Source organism: Paenibacillus castaneae, assembly GCF_002884445.1.
GTDB lineage: Bacteria > Bacillota > Bacilli > Paenibacillales > Paenibacillaceae > Pristimantibacillus > Pristimantibacillus castaneae.
Window position 1 is genome coordinate 4,652,005 of sequence record NZ_KZ614144.1, and the last position, 21,216, is coordinate 4,673,220.

Below are 21,216 nucleotides of genomic sequence, written 5' to 3' on the forward strand. Positions count from 1 at the left end.
GTTCTTATTGCAGCAGTGTCGGCATCTGCTCCTGATTAGGATCATGATTGGACTTGTATGGATAACCAGGATCATAAGGCTCAACATAAATCGATACATCTGTGACATGTATGAATTTTTTCATAACAAGCTGCTTTACCCGCTTAGCAATCTCATGTCCTTCTAGAACAGAAAGTCGCGGATTAACACTAATGACGATTTCAGCAATAACATAATGTCCATGTTCTTTCGCGCGTAATGATTGAACAGTTATAACTCCATCCACCCGCTGCACAAGCTGCATCAGCTCGTCTGGATCTTCCTCTTCTGCCGTTTCCTTTATCGCTCTGCGAGAGAAGCTCGTCGCCATCCGAAAGCCATTGTATAGAACGATAGCCGCTATAACAAGCGCTGCTGCAGGATCGAAATAATAAAGAGCAGGCATGGTTAGCAGCTTGCCAACCATCGCGCCTCCAGCTCCAACGAAAGCGGCAAGGGAACAGTATAACCCGCTCAGCCTAGCTTTGGAAGGAAAGAATAGCTGTTGCACAATGAATGCTCCAAAAATGGCTGCGACTGAAATCCAATGAGGTGCTTCTGAAACGCCGGCCGAAATATCCCGAATAGCTGAAATTCCAATTTCAAGACCTATGATGAGAAGGACGACTGACAACATAATCGTTGTCGCCGCCTCTTCTTGTACATGATCATTTTCAACAGCCGCATTTTGCTTTGCTGTTTTAAGTTTGCGGCTCGCACGCAATCCGGATACAGCAGCCATCGCACCCGCAACCTCTGCAGCCGTCCGAAATGCATCCGCAAGCAGCGCCTTACTTCCTGACAACCATCCTATCAAACCTTTAAATAGAGCCAGCAGCATGTTTCCCCATAAGCCGGCCCAGCTTGCGGACTCTGCTTTTGCATATCGCTGTGTGGTTGACATTCTGTACCTCCTACAAGGTTTCACGAATGTGAAACCTACTTCGTAAGCATATTCTTAGGTTTCACGAATGTGAAACCTACCTCGTAAGCATAATCTTAGGTTTCACGAATGTGAAACCTACTTCGTAAGCATATTCTTTGGTTTCACGAATGTGAAACCTACTTCGTAAGCATAATCTTAGGTTTCACGAATGTGAAACCTTTCTCGTAAGCATATTCTTAATGATTAAGACGATGTTGAAGACTTAACGGCAACCTTTGGCTTTTCCTTACCTTTAAGCAGCAGCCAAAGCGGGCTTGCAATACAGATAGAAGAATAAGCACCGCTCGTAAGACCAATAATTTTCGCAAGCGCGAACAGCTTGATCGAATGGCTTCCGAATACAAACAAACATACTGCGATAACTAACACTGCTAATACAGTATAGATGTTACGTTCCATGGTTTGCCATAAGCTCGCATTTACCATCTCAGACAGTTGATCGCGGTTTTTGTATTTGCCGAAGCGGAGATTCTCGCGAATTCGGTCAAAAATAACGATTTTATCATTAATGGAATAACCGATGGTTGTCAATACAGCCGCGATAAACGGCAGATCGACCTCCAACCGAAAGATCGAGAACAACGCTACCACGACAAATGCATCGTATAGAATCGCAATGTTCGCAGCGAGCGCAAACCGCCATTCAAAGCGGATCATAACATAAATCATAATCCCTACACTGGCAATGAGCACTGCCCAGATCGTCTTAATCCCAAGCTCCCGTGCCATGTCCGGTGATACAACGTTTACTTCAGCCGATACTTGATCGCCATATGCTGCTTTAAACGCATTTTGAATTTCAACAATTTTCGGTTGCGCCAGTACCTCATCGAAACGTGCCGACACGCGTTGGTTGCCAGTGCCGCCAACTGTAGGCGTAACCCCTTCAATGCCAATTTGTGTAAGTATATCTTTTGCTTCCTGTTGTGATACGGCTTTGCCTACTGATATATCCATATTTGTACCAGCCTTGAAATCAACGCCGAGATTCAAATTAAAAATGAGCAAAGACAAAATACCGATTACCGTCAACGCAATTGAGAACAGAAAGAACTTATTGCGGTTTCCTACAAAGTCGAAACGAATTTTAGTATTAAAGTTCACGGATTTCTGCCTCCTTTACGCCGTAGTAACTAGGTTTATTAAACAGATTACTCTTAATAATCAGCATGAGTAAGAAACGCGAGAAGAAAATATTTGTTACCATACTAATGAGAATACTGAAGATCATCGTCAAAGCAAAGCCTCGAATAGCGCCATTGCCGATATAATACAACACGGCACTTGCGATTATGTTCGTAATATTAGCATCCATAATGGTACGCATGGAATGCTTCGAGCCAGCCTTCAAGGAAGACAGCAAGCTTTTACCGCTTCGAATCTCCTCTTTAATCCGTTCGTACATAATGATATTGGCATCTACTGCCATACCGACCCCGAGGGCGAAGGCGGCGATACCTGGCAGCGTTAACGTGGCATTCATTAAATTGAACACTATGAGCAGCAGCCATACATAAGTAATGACTGTAATCCCTGCGACAACACCTGGAATACGGAACAAAATAATGAGGAACACCAATATAATAATGGTGCCGATAATGCCCGCTTCAACGGTATCCTTCAAAGAAGCAAGACCTAAGCTTGCCCCAACGCTTTGCGTATATTTCTCAACCAGCTTAAGCGGCAGGGAACCGAGGTTAATCGTATCTCTCAGTGCCTTTGCTTCATCATTTGTATAATTTCCTGTTATCGTAGCCGAACCACCAGGAATGGCTTGCGAAACACCTGGTCTCGACAGCTCTTCATCATCCAAATATATAGCCAGATATTGGCCTATCAATCTTCCGGTAACTTCTTCGAATTTCGCACCATCTTTAAGCTTAATGGTTACGAATGGTTTTCCTAAATTGTCGTAGCCAACTCCAGCGCCGTTTTGCACAAAATCGCTGCCATCCAGCTCTATCGTGCCGTCAGGAGCGCGGAAAGTTAGGTTAATTGGCTTAGCTAGCAATTTTCTTACTTCGTCTTCATTCGTTACACCGGCAAGTCTCAACCGAATCCGGTTGGTTCCTTCAGTCGTAATTTCCGGTTCAACAATTCCAAGCTCATCGATACGTGATGCTAAGCTTCTTGCTGTTTCCTTCAGTGTTTCAGGAGTAACAGCTTGTCCGCCCTCAAGCGGCTCCGCTTCATACAAAACCTCAAATCCGCCTTTTAAATCTAGACCTAGCCGAACATCCTTTACTATCGCTGGGCTTGTCCAAGCGATAACGCCAAACATTACGACCACGATCGCAAGGAAGGCAACTATTCTCTTCCCAAACATACGTCTGAATCCCCCTTATGATCTCAATATTCCTATTATACAGATGGCGCAAAAACGAGTCAAAAAAAATATAACCCATAATAGAATACCACGTATAGCTATTAAATAAAAAAAATATGTATTTCATGAAATTCCCAATCACTTAAAGCTCATGTGAAAGAACAGAAAAAGGAACCCATCCATTTAAAATTGGGTTCCTTTATATGCACTTATCGTCATAAAATTCATAAACTTCATCACTTTTAGAGATAAAATATCGTTTACCAGCTGGTGCAGCTCTGGTTGACCGTTTTTTTCATATTTCTCACTTACACATTCCCATACTTCTTCCCCTGTTACATGTTCATACCCGATGAGATGAAATTCTGCGGCTTTGCTATTGCATAGCTCCTCGATTATACGACTTAACTCTTCGTCTGCCATGCTGTGCCTCCTGAAAGTGAAAACTTTATTCATCTACATGCATCTATTCGCTATGATAACACAATATTCCTTCCCACCACAGCTAGATTCATAAAAATGACTGACATGGAAATGGACATGCCAAGCATAAAGATAAGAGTAACGGCCTGTCTAACAGCTTCTTTTAATAAGTCGCAAGCAGAAGCTGGTCAGCTATTTTATGAAAGAGAAGAGGACAATCCATTATGACAAAGCAAACATTTATAAAGGGCGCTATGATCTTACTTGCCGCCGGCATCATTAATCGGCTGCTTGGTTTTGTACCGCGCATCGCTCTCCCGCGCATTATCGGGGCAGAAGGCGTTGGCCTATACCAGCTTAGTTATCCTTTTCTAATCGTTATGCTGACGATTATTACAGGCGGCATCCCCCTTGCTGTTGCCAAATGGATTGCTGAAGCTGAATCACAGGGTGATTCCACTCGAGTGAAATATATTTTTCGCGCTGCAATGAGTTTTGTTGTTGTACTAGGGATAATAATGACAGCATTAATGCTCTTGTTTGCCCCTTGGATTACGAAGCATCTGCTGCCAGATGCGCGAGTCTACCATACCTTTATGGTGATGTCGCCGCTTCTTATCATTAATGGCATCGCTTCCGTCTATCGCGGTTATTTTCAAGGAAAACAAAATATGGTGCCAAGTGCCGTATCCCAAACAACGGAAACTTTGCTCCGTATTATCGCATCGCTTACTTTTGCCTATTTATTAATGCCTTTCGGCGTAGAATGGGCTGCAGCTGGTGCGATGCTTGGTGTTGTTATTGGAGAGATTGGCGGCTTGGCCGTCATTATGTGGACCTATTACCGCGACAAGCATCTGGATAAAACGCACAAGCCTTTGGGATCCTTGCCTGCTGGCAAAAGAGAACCTGTAATGTCGAAATTATTGAATATTTCCATTCCTGTCACTGCAAGCCGGTTAGTCGGCTCCCTATCCTATTTGCTTGAAACCATATTTACAGCAAGAAGCTTAGCGACCGCCGGAATTGCTTCAGGCATTGCAACAGCTCAATACGGTGCGCTTCAAGGCATGATCATTCCGCTACTGCTGCTGCCAACCGCCTTAACCTATTCGCTTGCTGTTTCTTTAGTGCCCTCTTTATCGGAAGCAGCGGCTAGAGGAGACAAAGAACTAATTCATAAACGTCTTCACCAGTCCATGCGGCTTGCACTCGTATCAGGCGCCCCTTTCGTCGTGGTCATGACTTTGTTCGCAGAACCGCTGTGCCGAATTCTTTATAATCATGCAGAAATAGCACCTATGCTCCAGTTAATGGCACCGATCGGAATTTTCGTATATTTGCAAGCTCCACTGCAAGCAGCGCTGCAAGCGCTCGACAAGCCAGCGACTGCACTTATTAATACTTTAATTGGTGCTGTAGTCAAACTCGTTATGATCGTAATGCTTGCTTCAGATCCTGAATTTGGCATATACGGCGCATTAATTGCTATTAATGTTAATATCGTTCTTGTCACTGTCCTGCACGCTATCGCAGTTCTTAAATTTATTGGCTTCCGCATGAAGTTTCTTGATTTCGTGAAGGTTGGTGCTGCAATGGTTATTATGGGTGCGTCCGCTCGCTTTACGATGAATCAGCAGCCTTTGCCAGCAGAATGGATTAATTTGATTCTCGCATGTGCTGCAGGAGTTATCATCTATTTATTGCTCATGGTCATCATGAATATTATTGATCGACATGACGTTAGGCGGATTCCTTTATTTGGACAATGGTTTAAATAAGAGCATCATACAAAGTACAAAAAAAACCGCGAAATTAGGAAGGTTTTTGCCCTTCCTAATTTCGCGGTTTTCTTTCCTGCAAATCAACAAACAGCTTTCCTTTATGATCAATCGTACAAAAGAAAACGTCCTTGAAATCCGAAACGCCTTCTTCCTGAAGTACATTTTTAAGCCAAAATCTGGTTTTCTCCAGCTTTTCTAAATTGCCATTTTGCACTTTTCCGTCCATAATCAGCGGAATCGGCAATATTTCAAAACGATACTTGGGCGGTATAATTTTAGTCTGGTCATACTGCTTAAGCCTCTGTTCTGCTGCATTATTTACACCTTCCGATTCATTGCCGCTTGATTGTTTAGATGATTCAGGCTGCTCCTTCAGAATGACAGAAAGTTTACCGCTTGTTTCAAGAATAGCAAACTCCACATCCGATAAAGCACTAACTTTGTTCTCACGAAGCTGCAGCATCAAATCATCAAGATTATAGCGCTGCTTCCGCATAACATCACTATTTATTTTACCCTTGTCAATAATAACACTGGGCTTTCCATCAAATAGAAGCCTCAGCCTGCGGCTTTTCATCGTCATAAAAGCACTGCATGTTTGAATTAATAGCAAAACGAACATCGGCATCAACCCGCTCCACATTGACCGTTCCATATCTTCAATTACGATAACTGCAATTTCCGCAATCATAACTGAAATAACAAGGTCAAATACAGAAAGCTTGCCGATCTCTCTCTTGCCCATTAAGCGCATGATCAGAAATACGACGAAATAAATGATCACTGTCCGGAACAACAGGCTCCAAAATTCCAACGGAAACCGCCTCCTCGACTTAGTCATAACAGCTGGTGTCGGCTGTATTTGTCCGTAAAGCTATTCTCACCTATGTGTTAGAACATCATACTAAGGGAGTTGAACGAATTTATGGCAACAGGCTTTGCTTGAACAAAAACAAATATTTGAGGATTCTCTTTAGGTTGTACTAATCTAACGGGCTTGACCATATGGTTTAATAATACGTGCCTAGCACTGGGAGGGAATCTAATGAGTTCGGTAAAACAAGCTCCTAAACCGCCTTTAATCGCATCACCTTTGCTCGCCGGCATTTTATTTTCTATTGTTTGGCTTGCTGCAGGCGCACTGCTGCTCTCTCTGCTATTACATTTCACGGATATGAAGGAGAGCAATCTTTCGTCATCAGCCTTCGTCATTCACTCCATGGCATCCTTAGCAGGAGGCTATACAGCCGGGAAGCGTTCGGAACGAAAAGGCTGGTACAACGGTGCCTTACTTGGATTATTGTACGGGTTACTAATTATTTTGGTAAGCTTTCTAGCTTCAAACGCTTCTTTATCCATGAACAGCGTTCTCCTTCTCGCAGCTGCGCTTCTCATCGGAGCCTTTGGCGGTATGATCGGCGTAAATATGCGGAGACAAACGTAATTCATTTTAAAATGCAATAAAAAACGGCTGACATCTAACGATGTCAGCCGCTTTTTATTTTATTATTCTTTTTCTAATGCTACTGCTGGTGCTGAAGTAATGATTTGGTTGATTGCACTGCGCTCAAAAGTCATTTTTGTTGTATCATTGACACGAAGTACTACTGTATCATCAGTCAACTCTACTACAGTACCGTGCAAACCACCAATTGTTGAAATTTTATCGCCTTTTTTCAATTGGTTCAGCATAGAAGAACGCTGTTTTTGTTTTTTCTGCTGCGGACGAATTAATAAGAAATAAAATACCGCAAACATAAGAACAAACGGCCATATCATTCCAATAATTCCACTTCCGCCTGCTGCATCAGCTGCTAGCCACATAGAGACCCCTCCTTTTAAAATCCTTTCTCATTATCGTAAAGTCCGTAGCTTTTGAAGAAGGAATCCCGGAAATCAAGCAGCCGGTCTTCCATAATCGCTTGCCGAACGTCCTTCATGAGTTGAATCAAGAAATGCAAATTGTGATAAGTTGTCAGCCTCATGCCGAATGTCTCATCTGCTTTTATTAAGTGCCGAATATATGCTCTTGAATAATTGGTGCAAGTGTAGCACGAGCATTCGGGATCTAAAGGACCGAAATCTTCAGCGTATTTCGCGTTTCGAATAACTAATCTGCCTTGGCTTGTCATTGTTGTCCCATTTCTTGCGATGCGTGTTGGGAGAACGCAGTCAAACATATCGATACCGCGGATCGAGCCTTCGATAAGCGCATCCGGCGAACCAACACCCATTAAATAACGGGGTTTATTCGTTGGCAGTATGGGAACGGTATAATCAAGCACTTCATACATCAAATGCTTTGGCTCCCCTACGCTCAGTCCACCAATAGCATACCCCGGGAAATCCATGGAAGTCAAATCGTTTGCGCTTTGAATACGCAAATCTTTGTACATTCCCCCCTGAACAATCGCAAATAACCCTTGATCATGAGGTCTAGCATGTGCTTCCAAGCATCTTTCTGCCCAGCGAGTTGTGCGCTCCAGCGATTTCTTCACATAGTCATGCTCAGCTGGGAACGGTGGACATTCATCAAACGCCATCATAATATCCGAACCAAGCGCGTTCTGAATCTCCATCGCCACTTCAGGAGACAGAAATTTTTTGTCGCCGTTTAGATGGGAACGGAAATGAACGCCTTCTTCTGTAATTTTACGCATTTCACTCAAACTGAACACTTGGAAGCCGCCGCTGTCTGTTAGAATCGGTCTGTCCCAATTCATAAACTTATGAAGTCCTCCGGCATTTCTTACAATTTCATGTCCTGGACGCAAAAATAAATGATACGTGTTGCTCAAAATAATTTGTGCTTCCATTGCTTTAAGTTCTTCAGGGCTCATCGTCTTCACGGTAGCCTGCGTGCCAACGGGCATAAACGTCGGCGTTTCAATAATGCCGTGAGGAGTATGGATACGTCCAAGACGCGCTCCCGATTGCTTACATTGTTTAATAAATTCATATTTTATAGCCACAACATTCACGCTTCCTATTCCTAATTAATAAATAAACATGGCGTCGCCAAAGCTGAAAAAGCGATATTCGTTAGCTATTGCTTCTTCATATGCCCGCATGACTGCGTCTCGTCCAGCAAGTGCGCTTACAAGCATGACAAGGGTAGACTTCGGCAAATGAAAATTAGTTAGCAGCGCATTGACAAGCTTAAACGTATAGCCGGGGAAAATAAAGATAGACGTCCAGCCATTGCATGCTTCAAGAGGTCCATCGCCGAAACGTGCCGCCAATGTTTCCAATGTTCTAGATGAGGTTGTCCCTACAGCAATTATACGCGCTCCGCTTAGCTTGGCTTCATTAATAATTGTCGCATTATGCTCATCCAGTTCATAATACTCTGCATGCATATCATGATCCTCAACAAGATCGACAGACATGGGGCGGAACGTACCCAGTCCCACATGAAGCGTGACGTAGGCCAGCTTCACGCCCTTCGCTTGAAGCCTCTTCAGGAATTCATCAGTGAAATGAAGGCCTGCCGTTGGTGCGGCAGCTGAACCCGCATGCTTGGAATAAACGGTCTGATACCGTTCCCGTTCCTCTAATCTTTCTTTGATATAAGGCGGCAGCGGCATTTCTCCGAGACGGTCCAGCAGCTCTTGGAATATGCCTTCATATTCGAAGCGAACTGTTCTTCCGCCCATCTCGCCCTCTGCTTCGATAACGGCTCTTAGCAAAGGATTGCCGTTTCCGTCATCTCCGAAGGATAGTGCAGTTCCAATCTTTAAGCGTTTGGCAGGCTTGCCAAGCGCATCCCAGCTATCACCCTCCAGCTGCTTTAGAAGGAGCAGCTCCACCTTAGCCCCCGTGTCGCTCTTGATGCCTGTAAGTCTCGCTGGAATAACTCTCGTATCATTTAATACGAGCACATCTCCTTCTCCAACATACTGCTCTAAATCTGTAAAAGTGTTATGCGTCAATTCACCCGTTTGCTTGTTTAATGCAAGCAATCTTGATGCTGTCCGATCCAATAATGGTGTCTGAGCAATTAAATGTTCCGGCAATTCGAAATCAAACCAATTTACGTTCATATCGTATTAATCATTCCTTAGCGATAGTTACATCTTTATAGTAGTATTTCAAAATATATTGATAGTCATACCCTTGCTGTGCCATGCTCAACGCGCCATATTGCGATAGACCGGCGCCGTGACCGTTGCCAGTTCCTATAAAACGGAAGGAAGGCTCCTTCGTAGATGCTCGAACCACTCCGTTTTTGTCAAGTATAAAGAGGTTAGTGCCTGCTGCTTCTGTTACTTTGCCGCCTGCGCTAATTGTATAAACCGGTGCATTGTCTGACGGCTTCGTTCTTAAGGAGGAACGTGCGCCAAGCATTGTAACTTTAGCCGTTTCCTCTATCTTGAATAATGTGCTCGGCAGTGAGCCTTGTACGCCTAAGGCAGCACGGAATCCATCCGGATTTTTCACATCAACCTTTTGTCCGTTCGCCATGATTTCGATCGCTCGGCCTGATGCGCCGGTTTGGCTGATTTCTAGAGATCGAACAGCCGAGTTAAGCTTCGTTACAGCTCTTGCATTAATAGCAGTCTGCATTTCTTGCGGCGTATAAGGTCCCAGCACCCAAGACATAGAGTTGGATTCAACCGTTTTTTCTAATACAACCACTTGTGTTCCGCTGTCCACTTGGCCAATTAATGCTACCGAATCTTGGATTAGGGGGTGCTTGCGCACTTTAGTGCCATTTGTATTCACTTTCAGTATACGGCTCCCAGCCGCAGTCTTAAGATTCGTTTCATCCAGCAAATCTTCGCGAATATATCCAATGCCTCCACTCGGCAGTACAACTCTATACCAGCTATTCAAACCGACTTCCGAGGAACTGTCGGGACTTTTCACTGGCTGCAAATAAGCAACTGAATTATTCCAAATTTCTTTCGCATCGGCCGTCATTCCACCGCCGTTAGCCGAGAATAGCGCCTCAATTACTTTTCCATTATAAAGCGCGACCTCACCCGCGGTATCGGTTACTGCTGCAATTGTCGATGGACGCTCTGAGCCAGTTCCATAATAAGCTTGGCTCAAGGTTGTATCCACGACATGAGCGATTTGAAAGCCGAATCCTTTATTTAAGGCATAGGTGCGAGCCGCTACTGCCTGCGCTTTGAGTGCTTCTGCCGGCCATGTCGGATACATCTCTACTCCAACTACCGAATATAAGTATTCTTCGAAAGGAAGTTCATTTACGACAGCCATTTTCCCATTAAACACGCTAAGCTCAAATAATCCGCGATAAGTGCGATTACTTCGTTCGTTAAGCTTAATAGGTTCAAGGCTCCCAGATGAAATGATCACCTTCGCCGAATTGCCTGCGAACATATAAAGCTCTAAGCTCTGCTCGGCTTTGGCACTGACAGTATGATCGTAACGAAGCAGCATATAAGGCGATTGCGTGTCAGCCTCCGTCAAATTTGCGCCATAAGGCGCTTTTGCTGCTGCTGACTTAGCAATTTGCAGTTCAGCTTCAGTAACCGCTGCACCGACCATTACGGAGTAGCTGGCTGTGCCAGCTTGCGGCGCACGCACCGCAACATACGCATCCAAGCCTATTGCGCCGAATCCGCTTGCAGCGGCTATAGCGGCCTCCTTGCTTGCCAGCGGCTCTGTTTCAAGATGAAGCGGTCCTTGCGTCACCGACTTGAATCCGCTAACCAACTTGGCCAGCTCGCTATCAGCGTTCCACTTGGTTTGTGCAGCCGCTGCTTCAGCCGCCGTTGCATATGTACCTTCCGCAACCTGATAGGTAATAGCTCCGTTTTTGGATAATGAAGTCAGGAAAGCTGCTCCGCTCGCCGCCTGCACCCTTTTGGTAACAGCTAGAGCTGCTGCAAAGCTTGTGGATTCAAACAGCTTCACCTTATAATCATCAACTGCAATGCGAATTTGTGAAGCAGCAGGAGCAGTAAACCAATTGCTAATGCCATCCGGCTGTCTCATTCCAATTCCCATCTCGCTAGCCGAAGAGAATGTAGTCGCAGGCGTTGTCTCAACTCCACTTAACTGCATGAACAAGGCGACACGAATGTTATCCAGTTTAGGCACTGCCGCCTGTGATGAAGAAGCTGTCCACGTAGATGCTAGCAGCATCATTGCAATTGTCATTATCATTAATCGCTTAAAAGGCCAATTGGTTCTCATCGTCTTTGCTCTCCCCCTCGATCTGTTGCTTCCTCGCGTCCCATGTCTCGATTACTTCTCTGGCACAGGTAATCCGAGATGGCGATATGCGCTATCAGTCGCTATGCGTCCGCGCGGCGTGCGCTGCAAAAAACCGATCTGCATGAGATACGGCTCATATACGTCTTCAATGGTTTGACTCTCTTCACCGATAGTAGCGGCAATCGTATCCAGACCAACAGGTCGTCCTGCGAAGGTTGTCATCATCGCTTGAAGCATTTTGTAATCAATATTATCGAGTCCCCTTGGATCAACCTGCAGCAGCTCCAGAGCCGAACGTGCAATATCATGCGTAATGACGCCATCGCCCCGAACCTGCGCAAAGTCACGCACACGCTTGAGCAGCCGATTCGCGATACGCGGCGTTCCGCGTGAACGCATTGCAATCTCAGAAGCCGCCTCTCCCACGATGCCGACATCCAAAATTTCTGCGGTTCTTGCCACAATAAACGCAAGCTCATCTATCGTATAAAATTCTAGACGGCTTACAACTCCAAACCGGTCACGGAGCGGTGCGGAGAGCAAGCCGGCACGTGTCGTAGCCCCTATGAGTGTGAATGGCGGCAAATCAAGTCTGACCGAGCGGGCGCTCGGACCTTTGCCGATCATAATATCCAGCGCGAAATCCTCCATTGCCGGATACAGCACTTCTTCTACGGTGCGATGCAGCCGATGAATCTCATCGATGAAAAGCACATCACCCTCCTGCAGATTCGTAAGCAATGCTGCAAGATCACCCGGTCGTTCAATGGCTGGCCCCGAGGTTGTGCGAAGACTTACGCCCAGCTCATTAGCAATAATGTTGGACAGCGTCGTCTTCCCCAGACCCGGCGGTCCGTATAGAAGCACATGATCGAGTGCTTCTTTGCGCATTTTGGCCGCCTCAATATAAATTTTCAAATTTTCCTTAGCCTTTGTTTGTCCAATATATTCGGCCAAATAACGGGGACGCAAGCTAAGCTCAACCGCTTGATCCTCCATCATAAGGTTTGCGGAAATGATTCTATCATCCACCTGCGTTCATCTCCCTCTGTCAGCCTTTAAAGAGCTGCTGCAAAGCCCGCTTCATTAAAGAATCGACCGTTTCCTCCGGTGTTACAGTGTTTTGCAAGCCTGTCCATGCACGATCCAGCTCTGCCGCTGTATATCCGAGGGCAGCAAGCGCTTCGCGCGCTTCCGACCACGCCGTTCCGGCACCTTGACCCGAATGTTTGCTGGAGGTAAGATCCAGCGCTACGCCAGCGGCTGTCAATAAGCCTCCATCTAGTCCAGCGCCAATCAGCTTATCCTTCAAATCCAGAATCATCCTCTGCGCGGTTTTCTTCCCAATACCGGGAAGCTTCGTCAGAAAAGCGATATTCTCTTGTTGAATAGCTGCAATAACGGCATCCGGCCGGCCTCCCGATAAAATGCCTAATGCCACGCGCGGTCCTATGCCCGACACCTCAAGCAATTTGCGGAACAGCGTCTGCTCCTCGCGTGTTTCAAAGCCAAACAATAGAATAGCATCCTCGCGAACGTTATGATGAATATAGACGGTTACAGGCTCTTCTTTTTTTGCAAAAGCATAAGGATTTGGTGTAAATACACGGTAACCTGTATCTCTAACGTCCAGAACGATATATTCCGACTCTAAATGAACGACAAGGCCTCTCAAGAAATCGATCACGAACGTTTCACCTCATTTATTTTCTGTGTCAGGACAGCAGAGTGCGCATGGCAAATGGCAACCGCAAGCGCATCTGCTACATCATCGGGCTTCGGCACAACAGCAAGCTTAAGAAACATTTTGACCATTTCCTGCACTTGCTTCTTCTCTGCTTTGCCATAACCGACTACAGCCTGTTTAACCTGAAGCGGCGTATATTCTCCAATAGGCAAACCGCGCTGCGCTGCAGCCAATATAACAGCTCCTCTGGCTTGCGCCACATCAAAAGCTGTAGTCACATTTCGATTGAAAAAAAGCTTCTCTACCGCAACGGAATCCGGCTTGTATTTATCCATCAATGCGCATGCAGACTCATATACTTGCAGCAGGCGCTGTTCAGGAGGGGTATGAGCTTCCGTCTGTATAGCGCCATATTGCACAGGTGTGAGCTTATGTCCAACTTTATCTATAAATCCAAAACCTACTATTGCAATACCAGGGTCAATCCCAAGAACACGCAAACCGCCAACTCCTTAAAAAATTCCATGTGAAACTCGCTTCCAAAGCATGCCTTTCAGTACGCGAAGCAAAAGTTGCTTCAACCATTATAGCAAAAGATGGCGGGAATGAGAACGCGCGTTTGATATTTAAGCCAATAGACACAAAGAAAAGAGGACGTATCGCTGCTGGAGCGCGTCCTCTTCTCTTTTTATTCGATTAATAGGCTGGCTTCATCACTTTCTGATTAAGCTCTATCGCATAGTCGCTGTAAGTCGATAGCACACTATTGTATTCATCGATGTCGCTTATTCGAATTCCTTTGGCTAGCTGATCCAGCTTGTCCTGCGGGAGACTGCTCTCTAGGTAATGAACATCAAGCTGAAAAAAAGTACGTACTACTTTTTCTTTTTTCGGTACGCCATCATACAATGTTAAATTCCCTTTTTTATCCAACCCCATATAAGCATTCGCCTTGCAGTGCTCAGACAGATCGTCAACGTGCTGTTCTAGAAATACAGTATTGCTCTCATTGCCCAGCTTACCTTTCCACTTTGGATTCTCCTTCATTAACTGCTGGATCTGATCTGTCATCATGATCCCAAGAGGTTTGATTTCATCTCCACATACGTATACACGATGGAGCTTAACCGACCAAGGCTTCTCTTTCTCCAATAACATTTGAGTAAAGTCAGACTGCTCCGGAGAAAAAGCATACATTTGAACAGTATGAATCGGGATCAACCAGCCGATCAACAAGCTTAATAACATACATCCCAGCATCCACATCGGACGGCGCTTGCGGCGAAACCGTTTTTTCAATTTTTTCCAAAGGCTGAATTCCATCATAAGGAAGACCCCTTCATTATATTTTCTGATAGTGTGCGCCAATCATACATAATTATTCTCATTCATCTACAATATACAAATTTCTTCTGATTCCATAACGAAAAAAAACCTCCGTCCTCTCTGTTTGGCAGAGAGAGCAGAGGCTCTTAACTTGAACTTAACGATTAATCCACGGTTGATTGTTGCGATTTTTTGTTTTGCTAGGGCGTGATGTGACTGTGCGGATGACCGCTTTTTTTGAATTTTTTCGCGGAACTGCTGTTTTTACTGCTTTTGGCGTTTCTACCTCTACTTGTTTAGCGGTAGACGGCTCCGAGCGATTGCCTTTGCAGCCGCAATCCGACTTATTAGCATTCGCACTGACTCCTGCCGTTTGTGGCCAAGCGGGATATGGCGGGTATGACGGATATGGCGGAAAACCAGCGGCGGAATAACCATACCCTTGCCCGAAATCAGGCTGCATATTCTCTTGAGTAACGAAGTCATTGCTATAGCTGTAGCCGTGTCCGTAACCATAATCATTCTGCATGAACTCCGGCGATACCATATTATTCACGTGACCGTAGCCGCCGAATTGCTGCATATTAGCAGGAGATACCCAGCCCTGGTTCGGCTGTGTTTCCATCGGTGATACCATGCTTTGATTCGGCCCTGTTGATTGTGGAGATACCCAGCCCTGGTTCGGCTGTGTTGCCATCGGCGATACCATGCTTTGATTCGGCCCTGTCATTTGCGGCGATACCATACTTTGATTCGGCCATGTTGATTGTGGAGATACCCAGCCCTGGTTCGGCTGTGTTGCCATCGGCGATACCATGCTTTGATATGGTCCTGTCATTTGCGGTGATACCATGCTTTGATTCGGTCCTGTTGATTGCGGGGATACCCAACCCTGGTTCGGCTTTGTTCCCATTGGCGATACCATGCCTTGATTTGGACCTGTCATTTGCGGTGATACCATACTTTGATTCGGCCCTGTTGATTGCGGGGATACCCAACCCTGGTTCGGCTTTGTTCCCATTGGCGATACCATGCCTTGATTTGGACCTGTCATTTGCGGTGATACCATACTTTGATTCGGCCCTATTGATTGCGGGGATACCCAACCCTGGTTCGGCTTTGTTCCCATTGGCGATACCATGCCTTGATTTGGACCTGTCATTTGCGGTGATACCATGCTTTGATTCGGCCCTATTGATTGCGGCGATACCATGCTTTGATTCGGCCCTGTTGATTGCGGTGATACCATACTTTGATTCGGTCCTGTTGATTGCGGTGATACCATGCCTTGATTTGGCCCTGTTGATTGCGGTGATACCATGCTTTGATTCGGTCCTGTTGATTGCGGTGATACCATGCCTTGATTTGGCCCTGTTGATTGCGGTGATACCATGCCTTGGTTCGACTGTGTTCCCAACGTTGATAACATGCCTTGATTCGGTCCTGTTGATTGCGGGGAAACCCAGCTTTGGTTAGGCATTGCCGAGGCTCCTGCAAGCATATTGCTGTTTCCCTCTGCTCCTTGCGACTGTGGACTTACCATTTGATTTCCATAGCCCCATCCTGGGCCAGCACTTAACGGCATAATGGATGAAGGGGCAGAGAAGCTGCCTACATAGACCGTTCCCGGCGGGCATTCATATGGTGATCCAAGCCCTTCGCTGAGAGGGCTAACCATGTTGCCAAACGGCATAGGCTGATGCCATCCGCCATAACCATACCCATGCCCTGTATGAGCTGGCATAGTCATAGGCTGACTATATCCGTATCCACTATAAATCGGTTGCTGCGCAATTGGAGAAACCATCTCCGGCGCCTTTGGCAGATCATACAAGGACAACGCCTCCGTAGCGGGAATGCCATACTGCTTGAATAAATCAACATTAGGCTTGTATTCCGAATGAATGGGACTAAGCTTCTTCTCCACCGGCTTTTCGATCGGCAGAGCTTTTTTTGCTGGTTCTACCGCTGCAGCTTTAGGAGCCGGAAGCGGTGCTGGAGTGACGGGCTTTACAATCGGTGCAGTTTGTATTTTCTCCTGAACTGGAGCGGCCTGCTGCTCAATTGGTTTAACAGGAGCGGCCTGCTGTTCAACAGGTTTAACAGGGGCGTTAGGCGCTTTCTCTGTTACTGGGCCCGTCGGTGTTTTTCCGATAATTGGAGCTGTGGAAAGCTTCCCTACCAAGCCCTGTACACCTTGCATAATGGAGCTTGGGTGAAGAGGATGATTGGCTTCGTTTGGCTGCGGACCCGGCATTTCCGGCGACATACTGCCTGCCTTAGGTATGTTTACTACCTCACCTGTGAGCAATACATTCGGATTTTTCAATTGTGGATTTGCTTTAATCATATCCGCCAGCGGCACACCCCAAGCCTTGGAGAGCTTCCAAAGCGTATCGCCCTGCTTTACGATATGCTGATGCATGATGTCCATTCCACCGCTTGAGCCTTCCGTCTGGCTTGACGGAATTTTCAGCTTAGTGCCTACATCAATAACATCTGGATTCGTAATGCCCGGATTCAGTTTCAGAATCTCTTCCAACGATACATTATACTTCTGAGCAATAAAGTATAACGAATCGCCTTTTTTAACAATATGGATTTTCACTCGCTGATTACCTCCTATCACGTTCTGAATAACTCGGCACGGCAAGTGCCTGCTATCAATCCTTACATCTTATGCAGAACATAGGCAGGTGTCTCCTATTTCACAAAAAAAATAGTAAAAGCCGGAACACCTTTTGAGTGAACCGGCTTTTACCACTATTTTATTACGATTGCGTTGCTGTTTATACGTTTTTACTTTCTGCAAAGCTGGGGTAGCTTCCCAAAATGCGAACTTGACAGCCTATTGCTTCAATTTCTTGAATTGCAGAAGGAAGCAGCACGGTATCAAGCGCCATTTCGATGTCGATATAGAAATAATAATTGCCAAGCTTCTTCTTAGTTGGACGCGATTCAATTCGCGATAAGTTGATTTTGCGCCACGCGAAAGCAGACAGCACTTGATGAAGAGCGCCAGGATAGTCCTCCGGCAACGTTATTAATATGCTTGTTTTCCGAGTGTCTGAATGCCGAGCCGTATACGGGTTCGCCCCAACCAATAGGAAACGCGTATAATTGTTGTCGTGATCCGTTATTTCACTGCTCAACACATCAAGCTTCTCATTCCCAGCAGCTGTCATTGTGCCGATCGCAGCCCACCCGGCATCCGGATTATTTCTCACAATACGAACGCCTTCGGCCGTACTGCTCACATGCTCCGTTACGGCATGAGGAAGATGAGTGCGTAAAAACTGCAAGCATTGAGCTATCGCTACCGGATGGCTGATTACTTTGTTGATGCGCGAAAAGTCAATTATGCCCTCTTCCGTCGCGAGCTCCGATTGCCTGCCGATCAAATTTTGAATGGACGGATATATCCACTCCGCTTGAATCGGGAGATCCACCTCATGCACAAGCCAGTCCATATGAAGGCTTACTGATCCTTCGATGGTGTTCTCAATTGGTATGATGCTATAATCGCTAACTCCGTTAACTGTGGATAAGAAAACATCTGATATAAGGCGATGATGCTTCCAATTTACTTCTTCATTCTGAAATAAATGTTTAGCCGCTTCATCTGACACGGAGCCGGCCGGTAATACCGCTATCGTCTTCATGCCGTAACTTCTCCTTTTATTCTATCCAATAAAGATAATGCTGGCTGTTCCTTCATATTCTCTATTGTAATTTGTGGACCATGCACACAAGGCGACAACCAAAGCGTCTCGGCTGCAATGCCCGCTTGCTTCAGGGTTTGAATTAAAAACTGCTCCAACTCTGACTTCCGGTCGCAATTAGAATCAACAAATGCGATTAGTGTTGGTCCCGCTCCGCTAAGCGCCGCGCCAAGCGCGCCATATTCTACCGCATGCTCAAGTATGTTCGCCATACCGGGAATTAACGCTGCGCGGTAAGGCTGGTGCAGCCGATCCTTCATCGCATGGCGAATAATGCTTAGCTCGCCGCTGGCAAGCGCTGCAACAAGCAAAGAGCTGCGACCTACGTTGAATACGGCGTCAGCCATGCTAATTTGTGATGGAAGCGCATGTCTAGCCTTCTCCGTTGAGAGCTGAAATGCAGGGATAGCGACCAGCGTCTCAAGCTGACGAGGCGGTTCGATCCGAACATAGTCTGCTCGCTCCCCGTCCCATGCCGATACAACAATTCCGCCGAATAGGGATGCACCTACGTTATCTGGATGCCCTTCTAACGCCGTGGCCATCTGGAATAGCTTATGATCCGTCAGCGGGCTCCCAATTAACGCATTCGCAGCAGCTAGAGCGCCTACGATAGCAGACGCGCTGCTGCCAAGACCGCGTGTAAGTGGGATATCGCTGTACATCGAAATTGAAATCTCTGGAACAGTAACGTCCGCTTCCTTAAAAACAAGCTGAGCTACTTTATATATAAGATTTGATTTGTCTCTCGGCAAGCCTTTCATTCCATCACCGTAAAGCTGAAACTCCGTTCGTTCACATACACTGAGCTCAATCCATGCGTACAAAGAAAGAGCCATACCAAGCGTATCGAAGCCCGGACCTAAATTTGCAGTACTTGCGGGTATTTTGACAATGACTCTGCGATTATTCATACCGATTAACCTTCTACGCGATAAACGCTCTTCACTTGATTAACAACATCCAGCGATTCAAACGTTTGGAGCACCTTCTTAATGGCTGCTTTATTCGCATCATGTGTGATAATAATAATTTCAGCTTCAGGATTTAATGGATTCGGCTGCTGAAGGACAGATTCCAGGCTGACCTCAAAATCAGCAAATACTTGTGTAATGCGAGCCAGCACACCGGCGCGATCCGCTACTTGAAGCAGCAAGAAATATTTCGAAGAAATTTGCTCATCTGTTTTCAGCTTCTTCTCTTTGTAAGATAGGCTGCCCTGCATGCCATTTACACCCAGCTTAAGGTTTTTCACAACAGCAACAAGATCAGACACAATTGAAGTAGCTGTAGGAAGCTCGCCAGCGCCTGCTCCGTAGAACATCGTTTCGCCTACGGCCTCACCGTATACATATACCGCATTAAATACACCGTTAACCGATGCAATAGGATGTGATTGTTTGACCATTGTTGGCTGTACGCTGATGCTGATAAGATCATCCTGACGCTCCGCAATGCCCAGCAGCTTCAATTCATAGCCAAGCCGCTTTGCATACAAAATATCCTCTTTGCTTACTGAAGAAATGCCTTGCGCAGATACGTCCTCAAGCGCCACATTCGCGCGGAAGCCAATTGTAGCAAGAATCGTCATTTTGCGGGCTGCATCAAGACCTTCGACATCTGAAGTCGGATCCGCTTCGGCATAACCGAGCTCCTGCGCTTCTTTCAATACATCTACATAAGATGCGCCCTCTTGACTCATCTTTGTCAGAATAAAGTTAGTTGTGCCGTTGACGATACCCATTATCTTCGTAATCCGATCGGAAGAGAAGCCTTCAACAAGCGTACGGATAATTGGAATACCTCCGGCAACGCTAGCCTCGTACATCACATCACAACGATTCTCCTCAGCCTTAGCCAGAATCTCCGGTCCGTGCAGCGCCATTAAATCTTTGTTTGCCGTTACGACGTGCTTGCCAAGTGAGAGTGCTTCCATAATATATTCCTTCGTTAGACCAACACCGCCCATTACTTCAACGATAACATCGATTTCAGGATGACGGATAATCTCCCATGGATCCTCCGTCAGCTTATCTGAATCTATGGCAATATTGCGTAACTTGCTCTTGTTCTGCACGAGCACCTTTTCAATAACGATAGGCGAACCAACCTGACTAGCCAAATCCTCTTGATGTCCTTCTACAATGCGGACAACACCTGTTCCAACAGTACCTAATCCCAATAAACCTACTTTAACCGGCTTCATATATTCCCTCCGTTGTCTAATCCTATTAACCTTGTCCGATGACCGCAGCTTTACGCACGCCTGCTTGACTGCGAAGCAATTCGACGAGCGACGACAATTCCCCGGTTAGCTGCGAGATATCAACAGAAATGACGACATTAGCAAAGCCTTGCAGCGGTATGCTCTGATTCATTGTCAGCACATTACCGTCCAGGCTCGCTACCATGCTGAGCACCTTCGACAGCACGCCAGAGCGATGATCCAAATCCATCGATATCGTGGCGATTCTCTCTCGTTCCAGCTCATTAAGCGCATAGACGCCATCCTTATACTTATAGAAGGCGCTTCGGCTCAGTCCCGCTCGTTCAGCCGCCTCATGGACGGTTAACGCTTCGCCTCGACTTAGCATCTCCTTCACTTGTATCGTCTTTATGATCGCTTCCGGTAAAATGTCCTCCCGAACGACATAATAGCGTTTAGTCACTATACGTCCTCCTCAAAAAGACAATTGTTCATCCATAGTGGACATTATATCGAAATTTATGATTTCGAGCAATAGGCAAACAACAAAAGACGGCTTTCGCCGTCTTCTGTTAACTTATTAGCTTTA

At 46.0% G+C, this 21,216-nt stretch carries 20 protein-coding genes; 2 read left to right on the plus strand and 18 right to left on the minus strand.

What is annotated here, in order from left to right; all coding sequences use genetic code 11:
• Nucleotides 1–4: 4 nt before the first annotated feature.
• The 4 genes from CEF13_RS20870 to CEF13_RS20885 form a co-directional block, all read right to left on the minus strand.
• On the minus strand, nt 5–922 hold the full coding sequence (locus tag CEF13_RS20870; RefSeq protein ID WP_102713612.1) for a cation diffusion facilitator family transporter: 918 nt from the start codon (nt 920–922) through the stop codon (nt 5–7).
• Between the two features lie 225 nt (nt 923–1,147).
• Entirely contained in the window at nt 1,148–2,068 is a 921-nt protein-coding gene (gene secF, locus CEF13_RS20875) for a protein translocase subunit SecF (protein ID WP_102713614.1), read from the minus strand.
• Nucleotides 2,058–3,290, minus strand: a complete 1,233-nt coding sequence (gene secD, locus CEF13_RS20880) for a protein translocase subunit SecD (protein WP_102713616.1) — start codon at nt 3,288–3,290, stop codon at nt 2,058–2,060. The genes secF and secD overlap by 11 nt, the downstream gene beginning before the upstream one ends.
• Before the next feature lie 183 nt (nt 3,291–3,473).
• Complete coding sequence (locus tag CEF13_RS20885) at nt 3,474–3,713, minus strand: post-transcriptional regulator (RefSeq protein WP_102713618.1); 240 nt, start codon at nt 3,711–3,713, stop codon at nt 3,474–3,476.
• Nucleotides 3,714–3,937: 224 nt separating this feature from the next.
• Here CEF13_RS20885 and spoVB point away from each other — a divergent pair, with 224 nt between their 5' ends.
• A complete protein-coding gene (gene spoVB / locus CEF13_RS20890; RefSeq protein WP_102713620.1) occupies nt 3,938–5,494 on the plus strand; it encodes a stage V sporulation protein B in 1,557 nt (518 codons plus the stop codon).
• A gap of 55 nt (nt 5,495–5,549) precedes the next feature.
• Here the strand turns inward: spoVB and CEF13_RS20895 are convergent, their stop codons facing one another.
• Entirely contained in the window at nt 5,550–6,311 is a 762-nt protein-coding gene (locus tag CEF13_RS20895; RefSeq protein ID WP_243864377.1) for a YetF domain-containing protein, read from the minus strand.
• A 231-nt stretch (nt 6,312–6,542) separates the two neighbouring features.
• Here CEF13_RS20895 and CEF13_RS20900 point away from each other — a divergent pair, with 231 nt between their 5' ends.
• Nucleotides 6,543–6,941: a TIGR04086 family membrane protein gene (locus CEF13_RS20900; RefSeq protein WP_102713624.1), complete on the plus strand. Its 399-nt coding sequence runs from the start codon at nt 6,543–6,545 to the stop codon at nt 6,939–6,941.
• A 62-nt stretch (nt 6,942–7,003) separates the two neighbouring features.
• On the opposite strand, the gene yajC is transcribed toward CEF13_RS20900, so the two are convergent.
• From yajC to CEF13_RS20965, 13 genes are all read right to left on the minus strand, one after another.
• On the minus strand, nt 7,004–7,321 hold the full coding sequence (yajC, locus tag CEF13_RS20905) for a preprotein translocase subunit YajC (RefSeq protein WP_102713626.1): 318 nt from the start codon (nt 7,319–7,321) through the stop codon (nt 7,004–7,006).
• Nucleotides 7,322–7,335: 14 nt separating this feature from the next.
• Nucleotides 7,336–8,469 carry a tRNA guanosine(34) transglycosylase Tgt gene (gene tgt, locus CEF13_RS20910; protein ID WP_102713628.1) on the minus strand — a complete coding sequence of 378 codons (1,134 nt, stop codon included), beginning with the start codon at nt 8,467–8,469 and terminating at the stop codon, nt 7,336–7,338.
• Between the two features lie 24 nt (nt 8,470–8,493).
• Nucleotides 8,494–9,540, minus strand: coding sequence for a tRNA preQ1(34) S-adenosylmethionine ribosyltransferase-isomerase QueA (gene queA / locus CEF13_RS20915; RefSeq protein WP_102713630.1), 1,047 nt, complete (start codon nt 9,538–9,540; stop codon nt 8,494–8,496).
• Between the two features lie 10 nt (nt 9,541–9,550).
• The gene (locus CEF13_RS20920) at nt 9,551–11,665 is read right to left on the minus strand and encodes a SpoIID/LytB domain-containing protein (protein ID WP_102713632.1); all 2,115 of its coding nucleotides are present in this window, start codon (nt 11,663–11,665) and stop codon (nt 9,551–9,553) included.
• A 51-nt stretch (nt 11,666–11,716) separates the two neighbouring features.
• Nucleotides 11,717–12,718, minus strand: a complete 1,002-nt coding sequence (ruvB, locus tag CEF13_RS20925) for a Holliday junction branch migration DNA helicase RuvB (protein ID WP_102713634.1) — start codon at nt 12,716–12,718, stop codon at nt 11,717–11,719.
• Between the two features lie 19 nt (nt 12,719–12,737).
• The gene (ruvA, locus tag CEF13_RS20930; RefSeq protein ID WP_102713636.1) at nt 12,738–13,373 is read right to left on the minus strand and encodes a Holliday junction branch migration protein RuvA; all 636 of its coding nucleotides are present in this window, start codon (nt 13,371–13,373) and stop codon (nt 12,738–12,740) included.
• Nucleotides 13,370–13,873, minus strand: a complete 504-nt coding sequence (ruvC, locus tag CEF13_RS20935) for a crossover junction endodeoxyribonuclease RuvC (RefSeq protein WP_102713638.1) — start codon at nt 13,871–13,873, stop codon at nt 13,370–13,372. Before ruvC ends, ruvA begins: the two co-directional genes overlap by 4 nt.
• Before the next feature lie 196 nt (nt 13,874–14,069).
• Nucleotides 14,070–14,699, minus strand: a complete 630-nt coding sequence (locus CEF13_RS20940; protein WP_102713640.1) for a BofC C-terminal domain-containing protein — start codon at nt 14,697–14,699, stop codon at nt 14,070–14,072.
• A 157-nt stretch (nt 14,700–14,856) separates the two neighbouring features.
• A complete protein-coding gene (locus CEF13_RS20945; protein ID WP_102713642.1) occupies nt 14,857–17,307 on the minus strand; it encodes a LysM peptidoglycan-binding domain-containing protein in 2,451 nt (816 codons plus the stop codon).
• A gap of 181 nt (nt 17,308–17,488) precedes the next feature.
• Nucleotides 17,489–18,361: a prephenate dehydratase gene (gene pheA / locus CEF13_RS20950; RefSeq protein ID WP_102713644.1), complete on the minus strand. Its 873-nt coding sequence runs from the start codon at nt 18,359–18,361 to the stop codon at nt 17,489–17,491.
• Complete coding sequence (gene thrB, locus CEF13_RS20955; RefSeq protein ID WP_102713646.1) at nt 18,358–19,335, minus strand: homoserine kinase; 978 nt, start codon at nt 19,333–19,335, stop codon at nt 18,358–18,360. The genes pheA and thrB overlap by 4 nt, the downstream gene beginning before the upstream one ends.
• A gap of 5 nt (nt 19,336–19,340) precedes the next feature.
• Nucleotides 19,341–20,627 (minus strand): homoserine dehydrogenase, encoded by a 1,287-nt coding sequence (locus tag CEF13_RS20960; RefSeq protein ID WP_102713648.1) that lies wholly within the window; start codon nt 20,625–20,627, stop codon nt 19,341–19,343.
• A gap of 25 nt (nt 20,628–20,652) precedes the next feature.
• Nucleotides 20,653–21,090: an ACT domain-containing protein gene (locus CEF13_RS20965; RefSeq protein WP_102713650.1), complete on the minus strand. Its 438-nt coding sequence runs from the start codon at nt 21,088–21,090 to the stop codon at nt 20,653–20,655.
• Between the last annotated feature and the right edge of the window lie 126 nt (nt 21,091–21,216).

Excerpts from the sequence above, each read along its gene's own strand:
- CEF13_RS20870 (WP_102713612.1), bottom strand. The coding sequence starts at position 922 with ATGTCAACCACACAGCGATATGCAAAAGCAGAGTCCGCAAGCTGGGCC.
- secD (WP_102713616.1), bottom strand. The coding sequence starts at position 3,290 with ATGTTTGGGAAGAGAATAGTTGCCTTCCTTGCGATCGTGGTCGTAATG.
- CEF13_RS20885 (WP_102713618.1), bottom strand. The coding sequence starts at position 3,713 with ATGGCAGACGAAGAGTTAAGTCGTATAATCGAGGAGCTATGCAATAGC.
- spoVB (WP_102713620.1), top strand. The coding sequence starts at position 3,938 with ATGACAAAGCAAACATTTATAAAGGGCGCTATGATCTTACTTGCCGCC.
- CEF13_RS20900 (WP_102713624.1), top strand. The coding sequence starts at position 6,543 with ATGAGTTCGGTAAAACAAGCTCCTAAACCGCCTTTAATCGCATCACCT.
- yajC (WP_102713626.1), bottom strand. The coding sequence starts at position 7,321 with ATGTGGCTAGCAGCTGATGCAGCAGGCGGAAGTGGAATTATTGGAATG.
- queA (WP_102713630.1), bottom strand. The coding sequence starts at position 9,540 with ATGAACGTAAATTGGTTTGATTTCGAATTGCCGGAACATTTAATTGCT.
- CEF13_RS20920 (WP_102713632.1), bottom strand. The coding sequence starts at position 11,665 with ATGAGAACCAATTGGCCTTTTAAGCGATTAATGATAATGACAATTGCA.
- CEF13_RS20940 (WP_102713640.1), bottom strand. The coding sequence starts at position 14,699 with ATGATGGAATTCAGCCTTTGGAAAAAATTGAAAAAACGGTTTCGCCGC.
- pheA (WP_102713644.1), bottom strand. The coding sequence starts at position 18,361 with ATGAAGACGATAGCGGTATTACCGGCCGGCTCCGTGTCAGATGAAGCG.
- thrB (WP_102713646.1), bottom strand. The coding sequence starts at position 19,335 with ATGAATAATCGCAGAGTCATTGTCAAAATACCCGCAAGTACTGCAAAT.
- CEF13_RS20960 (WP_102713648.1), bottom strand. The coding sequence starts at position 20,627 with ATGAAGCCGGTTAAAGTAGGTTTATTGGGATTAGGTACTGTTGGAACA.